General features: G+C 69.7%; 1 protein-coding gene. It reads right to left on the bottom strand.

What is annotated here, in order from left to right:
- Window positions 1-17: 17 nt before the first annotated feature.
- Window positions 18-10,298, bottom strand: coding sequence for a non-ribosomal peptide synthetase (locus LIV37_RS09175; RefSeq protein ID WP_020866831.1), 10,281 nt, complete (start codon window positions 10,296-10,298; stop codon window positions 18-20).
- Between the last annotated feature and the right edge of the window lies 1 nt (window position 10,299).

Consider the following 10,299-nt stretch of genomic DNA (forward strand, 5'->3'; position numbering starts at 1 on the left):
CTCTCTCCACCCTCTCCCTAATTCTTCGTCAGCAGCTGCGCGGAAATGAGCCGACCGATCGTTTCGAGGGGCTCTCCGGTGAGCATCCCGTCGTGATCGGAGGCGATCCGGACCGGCTCGACATGCCCGTCGACGTACGGCGCCCAGCTGTCCGGAGCCAGCTGCGCCGGGGTCGACGCGGGCCGACCCTCCGTGGCGACGAGGAGCAGCAGTTCTCCGCGGAAGACGCCGGGCGCGTGGTGCTGGAGCAGGCGGTTGTTGTTCGCGTTGACCCTCTGGATCTCGGAGAGCATCCGCACCCGCTTGCGCCGCCCGCCGCGGGGACCTTCGGCGGGCTCGCCGGGCTTGTCGGGCTCGGCGGACGCCTCGGCGGGCTTGGCGGCCTCGGCGCCGGGTTCGGCGGCCTCGTCGGCGGGCTCCCCGGTCGGTTCCGCCTCGGCGGCGCCCGGGTAGCCATCGAGGCTGACCAGGAGGTCCACCGTTTCGCCCTGCTGCTGCAGCAGCGCCGCCATCGCATGGGCCACGGTGCCACCGAACGACCAGCCGAGCAGGTGATAGGGCCCGGCCGGCTGCACCGTCCGGATCCTCGCCACGTAGTCCGCGGCCATCTCCTCGACCGTCCGCGGCAGTGACTCATCCATGCCGAAGCCGCGGGCCTGCAACGCGTAGACCGGGCGGTCCGGCGGCAGGTGGTCCGTGAGTTCCGCGTAGCAGCGCCCCAGCCCGGTGCTCGGGTGGACGCAGAACACGGGCGACCGGTCGCCTTCGGTCCGGAGCGGCAGCAACAGGCCGGTGTCGTCGGAGTCGGTGCGGGCGGTGTCGTCCTCCGAACTGTCGAGCAGCCGGGCCACGTCGGCCACCGTCGGGGCGGTGAACAGCGCACGGATGCTGACCTCGGCGCCGAGGACGGCGCGGATCTGGGCGATCAGCTTCATCACGAGAATCGAATCGCCACCGAGCTCGAAGAACGACGCCTCGGCACCCACCTCCTCCAGGCCCAGCACCTCGGCGAAGAGGGCACACAGGCGCTCTTCGGTGGGTGTCTCCGGACCACGTCCCGCCGTCGCCACGCCGGTGAAGTCGGGAGCGGGGAGGGCGGCGCGGTCCAGCTTGCCGTTCACCGTGATGGGCAGCGCGTCGAGCGTCACAAACGCGGCCGGGACCATGTAGTCGGGCAGTCGGTCAGCGAGGAACGTCCGCAACTGGGACACATCCAGCGAGTCATCCGGCACGACGTAAGCGACCAGCCGCTTGTCCCCGGTACGGTCCTCCCGAGCGATCACCGCCACCTGGCCGACGCTCGGGTGGGCGGCGAGAGCGGTCTCGATCTCACCCGGCTCGACCCGGAAGCCACGCACCTTCACCTGGTCATCCGCACGGCCACCAAAGACGAGCTGTCCGTCCGCGGCCCACCTGGCGAGGTCACCCGTGCGATACATCCGCCCACCCGAGAAGGGGCACGCGACAAAGCGCTCCGCAGTCAGCCCGGGACGGCCGAGGTAGCCACGCGCGAGGCCCGGACCCGCGACATACAGCTCACCCAGCACACCCACGGGGACGGGGTGAAGACGCTCATCGAGGACGAACGCCCGGCTGTTGGTGATGGGCCGCCCGATGGGCACCGGGCCCGATCCGGACGCTTCCAAGGGCTCGCTCATCGTCGCGCACACGGTCACCTCGGTCGGACCGTACGCATTGACCATCCGCCGCCCCGGCGCCCACCGCTCCACCAACCCCGGCGGGCACACCTCGCTGGCCACCACCACCGTGCCCAAGCCCTCCGGCAACTCCCCCACCGTGGCCAGCACCGACGGCGACACCGTCACATGCGTGACACCCAGAGCCGTGGCCGTCGCGCCCAGCGAACCGTTGGGCGGAAGCCTGTCCGGGTCCGCCACCACCAGCGCGGCACCCGAGAGCAACGCCATGAACAGCTCCCACACCGAAGCATCGAAGCTCAGCGACGCCAACTGCAAAACCCGCGCACCAGCACCCACCCCGAACCGCTCGATCTGAGCACCGACGAGGTTCCCAATGCCGCGATGCGTCACCGCCACGCCCTTGGGACGGCCCGTCGACCCCGACGTATAGATCACATACGCCACGTCGTCCACGCTCACGGAGACCACCGGGGCCGGGGCCGGGGCCGGAGCCGGAGCCGCGTCCGCGGATTGAGCTGCGGACGGATCCCACATCAGGCACTCCACCCCGACCGGGACAGACCCCCGTGTCTCCTCGGAGCACACCACCAGCACCGGCCCGGCATCCTCGACCATCCACCCGATCCGCTCCACCGGATACGCCGGATCCACCGGCACAAACCCCGCCCCGGCCTTGGCAATCCCCAGCAACACCGCCACCACATCAACCGACCGCTCCAACACCACAGCAACCAGGTCACCGCGCCCCACACCCCGCGCGGCCAACACCCCCGCCACCCGCTCCGACCGCACCCTCAGCTCCGCGTACGACCACACCTCACCACCCGCCGCAACCACCGCCACCGCCTCCGGCGACAGCTCGGCCCGCTCGTCGAACAACTCCGCCAACGGCCGCACGGGAACATCCCGTTCGGTGTCGTTCCATCCCTCCAGCACCCGCTCCCGCTCCGCGCCATCGAGCACCTCGAACTCGCTCACCCGAGCGGAAGGGTTGGCCGCCACCTGCCCCAGCAACCGCACCAGCCGCTCGGCCAGCGCCTCCACCGTCCGCTCGTCAAAGAGGTCGGTGGCATAGAGGAACGCGCCGCGGATCCCGCCCGGATTGCCGTCGCCATCGCGGTGCTCGGCCAAATCCAGCGCCAGATCCACCCGTGCCGAGGCCTCCGCGCCCGACTCCAACGGACGCACCCGCAACCCCGGCAAATCCCACAACCGCCCCTCCCCCGCAGACGCCCCCTGAAGCCCCAACGACACCTGAAACAGCGGATTACGCCCCAACGACCGCGCAGGATTCAAGTCCTCCACCAGCCGCTCGAACGGCACATCCTGATGGGCATACGCATCCAGATCCGCCTCCCGCACCCGAGACAACAACTCCACGAAACTCGGGTCGCCACTCACATCGCTCCGCAACACCAGCGTGTTGACGAAGAACCCCACCAACCCGTCCAAGGCCGCATCCCCACGCCCCGCCACCGCCGTACCGACCGGAATGTCCTTCCCCGCACCCATTCGCGACAGCAGTGCGGAGATGGCGGCGTGCATCACCATGAACATCGTCGCCCCGCCCCGTTGGGCGAGCTCCGTGAGCCGGGAATGGGTTTCCGCGGTGATGGCGACCGGCACTTCACCACCGCGGAAGGACGACACCGCCGGCCGGGGCCGGTCCGTCGGCAGGAGGAGTTCCTCCGGCGCACCGGCCAGCGCATCACGCCAGTAACCGAGCTGGCCACTGATCACACTGTCCGGGTCATCGAGAGAGCCCAGCACCTCACGCTGCCACAGCGCGAAATCCGCGTACTGCACCGGCAACGGCTCCCAGCCAGGCGCACGACCCGCCCGCCGCGCCCCATACGCCACCCCGATCTCCCGACCCAACACCCCCATCGACCAACCATCAACCGCGATGTGATGCGCCACGATCAACAGCACATACTCCGACGGACCCGTCTTCAACAGCCGCACCCGCCACGGCAGATCAACGCTCAGATCAAAGCCCCGGGCGGCATAGCCGCCGAGTACCTCCCGCAGGTGTTCCTCCGCGGTCTCCACCACGATCAGCGGCGGCCGACCCGCCTCGCCCGTCAACACATGCTGGCGCGGTTCACCATCGGTCTCGGGAAAGACCGTACGCAGACTCTCGTGCCGGTCGGCGACATCCCCGAGCGCCGCCTCCAGAGCAACCCTGTCGAGCTCGCCGGAAAGCCGGAGCGCCAGCGGAAGGTTGTACACCGCACCGTCGCCGACGCCTTCGAGGCGGTTGAGGAACCACATCCGCCGCTGGGCGTACGACAGCGGCAGCACCTCCGGGCGCGGCCGAGCGGTCAGCGCCTGCTGTGCGGTGCCGTCCTCCGTACCGTCGAGCAGCCGGGCCACGTCGGCCACCGTCGGGGCGGTGAACAGCGCACGGATGCTGACCTCGGCGCCGAGGACGGCGCGGATCTGGGCGATCAGCTTCATCACGAGAATCGAATCGCCACCGAGCTCGAAGAACGACGCCTCGGCACCCACCTCCTCCAGGCCCAGCACCTCGGCGAACAGCGCGCACAGGCGTTCTTCGGTGGGTGTCTCCGGACCACGTCCCGCCGTCGCCACGCCGGTGAAGTCGGGAGCGGGGAGGGCGGCGCGGTCCAGCTTGCCGTTCACCGTGATGGGCAGCGCGTCGAGCGTCACGAACGCGGCCGGGACCATGTAGTCGGGCAGTCGGTCAGCGAGGAACGTCCGCAACTGGGACACATCCAGCGAGTCATCCGGCACGACGTAAGCGACCAGCCGCTTGTCCCCGGTACGGTCCTCCCGAGCGATCACCGCCACCTGGCCGACGCTCGGGTGGGCGGCGAGAGCGGTCTCGATCTCACCCGGCTCGACCCGGAAGCCACGCACCTTCACCTGGTCATCCGCACGGCCACCAAAGACGAGCTGTCCGTCCGCGGCCCACCTGGCGAGGTCGCCCGTGCGATACATCCGCCCACCCGAGAAGGGGCACGCGACAAAGCGCTCCGCAGTCAGCCCGGGACGGCCGAGGTAGCCACGCGCGAGGCCCGGACCCGCGACATACAGCTCACCCAGCACACCCACGGGGACCGGGTGGAGACGCTCGTCCAGCACATAGACAGCGGTGTTGAGGTTCGGCCGCCCGATGGGCACCGGGCCCGATCCGGACGCTTCCAAGGGCTCGCTCATCGTCGCGCACACGGTCACCTCGGTCGGACCGTACGCATTGACCATCCGCCGCCCCGGCGCCCACCGCTCCACCAATCCCGGCGGGCACACCTCGCTGGCCACCACCACCGTGCCCAAGCCCTCCGGCAACTCCCCCACCGTGGCCAGCACCGACGGCGACACCGTCACATGCGTGACACCGAACTCCGCCACCACCCCGCTCAACGACCCATTGGGCGGAAGCCTGTCCGGGTCCGCCACCACCAGCGCGGCACCCGAGAGCAACGCCATGAACAGCTCCCACACCGAAGCATCGAAGCTCAGCGACGCCAACTGCAAAACCCGCGCACCAGCACCCACCCCGAACCGCTCGATCTGAGCACCGACGAGGTTCCCAATGCCGCGATGCGTCACCGCCACGCCCTTGGGACGGCCCGTCGACCCCGACGTATAGATCACATACGCCATATCATCGACGTCCACCGAAACCGCAGGCGCGGGCTCCGCCACCGCATCCGACGGATCCCACACCAAGCACTCCACCCCGGCCGGGACAGACCCCCGTGTCTCCTCGGAGCACACCACCAGCACCGGCCCGGCATCCTCGACCATCCACCCGATCCGCTCCACCGGATACGCCGGATCCACCGGCACAAACCCCGCCCCGGCCTTGGCAATCCCCAGCAACACCGCCACCACATCAACCGACCGCTCCAACACCACAGCGACCAGGTCACCGCGCCCCACACCCCGCGCGGCCAACACCCCCGCCACCCGCTCCGACCGCACCCTCAGCTCCGCGTACGACCACTCCTCACCACCCGCCGCAACCACCGCCACCGCCTCCGGCGACAGCTCGGCCCGCTCGTCGAAGAGCTCACCCAACGGCCGTACGGGAACATCCCGTTCGGTGTCGTTCCACTCCTCCAGCACCCGCGCCCGCTCGCCCGGGCCCAGCACGGCGACCTCACTCACCCGAGCCGCAGGATCCGAGGCAACCTGCTCCAACACCCGCACCAGCCGCTCGGCCAGCGCCTCCACCGTCCGCTCGTCAAAGAGGTCGGTGGCATAGAGGAACGCGCCGCGGATCCCGCCCGGATTGCCGTCGCCATCGCGGTGCTCGGCCAAATCCAGCGCCAGATCCACCCGTGCCGAGGCCTCCGCGCCCGACTCCAACGGACGCACCCGCAACCCCGGCAAATCCCACAACCGCCCCTCCCCCGCAGACGCCCCCTGAAGCCCCAACGACACCTGAAACAGCGGATTACGCCCCAACGACCGCGCAGGATTCAAGTCCTCCACCAGCCGCTCGAACGGCACATCCTGATGGGCATACGCATCCAGATCCGCCTCCCGCACCCGAGACAACAACTCCACAAAACTCGGGTCGCCACTCACATCGCTCCGCAACACCAGCGTGTTGACGAAGAACCCCACCAACCCGTCCAAGGCCGCATCCCCACGCCCCGCCACCGCCGTACCGACCGGAATGTCCTTCCCCGCACCCATTCGCGACAGCAAAAGCGCCAGCGCCGCCTGGACGACCATGAACATCGTGGCCCGCCCGCGCTGGGCGAGCGCCACCAGCCGGGCGTGAACCTGCGGGCTCACCCGGACCGGCACGGATCGGCCGCGGAAGGAGGAGACGACCGGCCGGGGCCGGTCCGCGGGCAGGAGGAGTTCCTCCGGCGCACCGGCCAGCGCATCACGCCAGTAACCGAGCTGGCCACTGATCACACTGTCCGGGTCATCGAGAGAGCCCAGCACCTCACGCTGCCACAGCGCGAAATCCGCGTACTGCACCGGCAACGGCTCCCAGCCAGGCGCACGACCCGCCCGCCGCGCCCCATACGCCACCCCGATCTCCCGACCCAACACCCCCATCGACCAACCATCAACCGCGATGTGATGCGCCACGATCAACAGCACATACTCCGACGGACCCGTCTTCAACAGCCGCACCCGCCACGGCAGATCAACGCTCAGATCAAAGCCCCGGGCGGAATGCGCCGCCAGGGCCTGCGGCAACTCCTGCTCCGCCGTTTCCACGACCACGAGCGACGGTCGGCCGGCGCCACCCGCCAGCACGTACTGGCGCGGCTCGCCATCGGTCTCGGGAAAGACCGTACGCAAACTCTCGTGCCGGTCGGCGACATCCCCGAGCGCCGCCTCCAGAGCAACCCTGTCGAGCTCGCCGGAAAGCCGGAGCACCAACGGCAGGTTGTAGCCCGCGCCTTCCCCCACGCCTTCGAGGCGGTTGAGGAACCACATCCGCCGCTGGGCGTACGACAGGGGTACGGAGTCCGGCCGGGGGCACGGCACCAGAGCGGGGCGGGCCTGACCGTCCGCGTTGCCTGCTTCCTCGATACGGCGGGAGAGGAGGGCGACCGTAGTGGCGCTGAAGAGCTCACGGATGGTGATCCGGGTGTCGAGCACCGCCCGGACCCTGGCAATGAGCCGCATCGCCAGGAGTGAGTCGCCGCCGAGCTCGAAGAACGAGGCATCAGCGCTGACCCGCTCCACGCCGAGCACCTCGGCGAAGAGCCCACAGAGGATCTCTTCGGTCGGGGTGGCCGGACCCCGGCCCGCCACGGTGGCTGTGGCATCCGGCGCCGGGAGCTTCGCCCGGTCCAGCTTGCCGTTGACCGTCAACGGCAGCGCGTCCAGCAGAACGACGGCCGGGACCATGTATTCCGGCAACCGGTCCGCCGCGAACTCCCGCACGACCGCCACGTCCAGCTCCCCGCCGGGGACCACGTACGCGACCAGCCGCTTGTCCCCCGGCCCGTCCTCGCGGACCACCACCGCAACCTGACCCACACCCTCACAGGCGGCCACCACGGCCTCGATCTCGCCGGGCTCGACACGGAAACCACGGACCTTGACCTGCTCATCGCCCCGACCAGCGAAGACCAGATCACCCTCGGCGGTCCACTTGGCCAGGTCCCCACTGCGATACATCCGGCCGCCCGGGGCGGCGAACGGGCAGGCGACGAACCGCTCCGCCGATAGCCCCGGCCGACCGATATAGCCCCGGGCCAGACCCGCACCGGCGATATGGACCTCGCCGATCACGCCAACAGGCACCGGCCGGAGGAACGGATCCAGCACAAACACCTTGTTGTTGGGCAGCGGCCGACCGATAGGCGGCGCAGCCTCCAGCCCGGTCTCCAGTGCGGTCGTGGTAGCGGTGGTGATGACGGTGGCCTCGGTCGGCCCGTACGTGTTCCACACCCGCGCACCAGCCGACCACCGACCAGCCAGCTCCGCACTCAACCGCTCCGCGCCCAGCACCCAATTGCTCACCCCGGGCACGGCATCCGGATCCAGCACCCCCAACAGCGACGGAACCACACTCGCCACCCGCACGCCACACCGGCCGATCATCTCCGCCAGCGCCTGCGGATCCTTACGCTCCGCCGCACTCGCCACCGCCAAAGTGCCCCCAGCGGCCAGCGTCACGACGACGTCGAGAACGGCGGCGTCGAAGCTGAACGAGGCGAACTGCAACGCCACCACACCCGCGTCCATGCCCAGCACCGGACGCATCGCCTCGGCCAGATTCACCACGCCACCATGGGCGACGGCCACGCCCTTCGGCCGTCCCGTCGAACCCGACGTATAAATCACATACGCCAACTGCTCCGGAACGACGACCGTCCCCAGCGCCTCCGCCGAGAACGCCTCGGCACCCTCGAGAAGGACCCCACGCGCACCGCCGAGCGGAACACCATCAAGGCAATCGACCGTCCCCAGGACCACCTCGGCACCACTGTCCGCGATCACAAACCCCAACCGCTCCGCCGGATACTCCGGATCCAACGGAACGAACGCCCCACCCGCCTTCCACACCGCCAACTCCGCCACCACCATGTCCACCGACCGCGCCAAACACAACGCAACCCGCGACTCCCGACCGACACCAGCGCCGCTCAACAACCGCGCCAACCGATTCGCCCGCCGATCCAACTCCCCATACGACACCGACTCACCACCACACCGCACCGCCACCACATCCGGCGCCACCCCCACCCACGCCTCAAACCGCTCGACGATCGAACCACCAGACAGCGCAGCCTCCGTGGCATTCCACTCCGCCACCACCCGAGCCCGCTCCACCTCCCCCAACACGTCCAGCCGACCGACCAACGTCTCCGGATCGGCCGCCATCTGCCCCAGCACCCGTAGCACCTGGTCGACCAGTCCCTGGGCCGTCTCCTCGTCGAACAGGTCCGGCCGGTAGCTCAGCCGCATGCCCAGGCCGCCACTCGGGCCGACCACCAGGCCGAGCGGGTAATTGATCGACTCCCGGAGTGCATGCTCGGTGAACTTCAGGCCGCCCGGTCCGCGTCGTTCGGCCTCATCGCCCGATGGCTTGCCGCCCGGCGGCTTCCGGGCGTTCGTGCCCGAGGGGAAGCTCTCGAAGGCCATGATGGTGTCGAACGTCGCCCCGGGCCCGGCCTGCCGCTGGATGTCGCTGAGGCTCAGGTACTGGTAGTCCACCAGCGTCGCCTGCTCGGCCTGCAGCTCCGCCAGCAGTTCGGCCACCGACCGTGCCGGGTCGAAGCGGACGCGTACGGGCACGGTGTTGATGAAGAGCCCCAGCATGCTCTCCATGCCCGGCAGGTCCAGCGGCCGTCCGGCCACACTGGCGCCGAACACCACATCCCGTCGGCCCGTCAGCTTGCCGACGACGAGAGCCCAGGCGGCCTGAACGACGGTGTTCAGCGTGAGGCCGTGGAAGCGGCGCGTCAGGTCGCGCAGCGCCTGGTCCAGCTCCTCGCTCGCCCTGCCGGACACCATGGCGGAGTGGGCCGGCGCCCCGTTGTACTCGGCCGGGGCCACCAGCGTGGGCTCTTCCGCCCCGGCCAGCGTCTTCCGCCAGGCCGCCATGGCTTCTTCCTTGTTCTGGCGGGCGAGCCAGGCCAGATACTCGCGGTACAGGGTGACGGGCGGCAGCCCGTGTGCGCTGCCCCCGGCCTCGTAACACGTCCACAACTCCCGCATCAGCACCGGAAGCGACCAGCCGTCCAACAGGATGTGATGCAGCGTGACCATCATCCGGTACTCATCCGGCCCGACCTTGACCAGAAGCACTTTCAGCAACGGCGGCACCGCCAGGTCGAAACGCCGCTCCCGCTCCTCGATCCCCAACCGCTCCGACTCCGCACGGGCGGTATCCGCGTCCAGCCCGGACAGATCCTCCTCCCGCCACGGCAGGGTCACCCGGCGCATGATGAGCTGGACCGGGGCTCCGGAGGCGCGCCGCTGGAATCCGGCGCGCAGGCTCTCGTGGCGGTCGAGCAGCGCCTGCCAGGACGCCCGCAGCGCCGCGGAGTCCAGCTTGCCCTCCAGGCCGGTGATCATCTGCTCGACGTAGACGTCGATGCCCTCTTCGTCGTACACCGCATGGAACAGCAGGCCCTCCTGCAGCGGCGACAGCGGCCATACCCCTACCAGAGCGGAGTCGGTCATC

Origin of the sequence: Streptomyces rapamycinicus NRRL 5491, from assembly GCF_024298965.1 — a bacterium.
GTDB classification, from domain to species: domain Bacteria; phylum Actinomycetota; class Actinomycetes; order Streptomycetales; family Streptomycetaceae; genus Streptomyces; species Streptomyces rapamycinicus.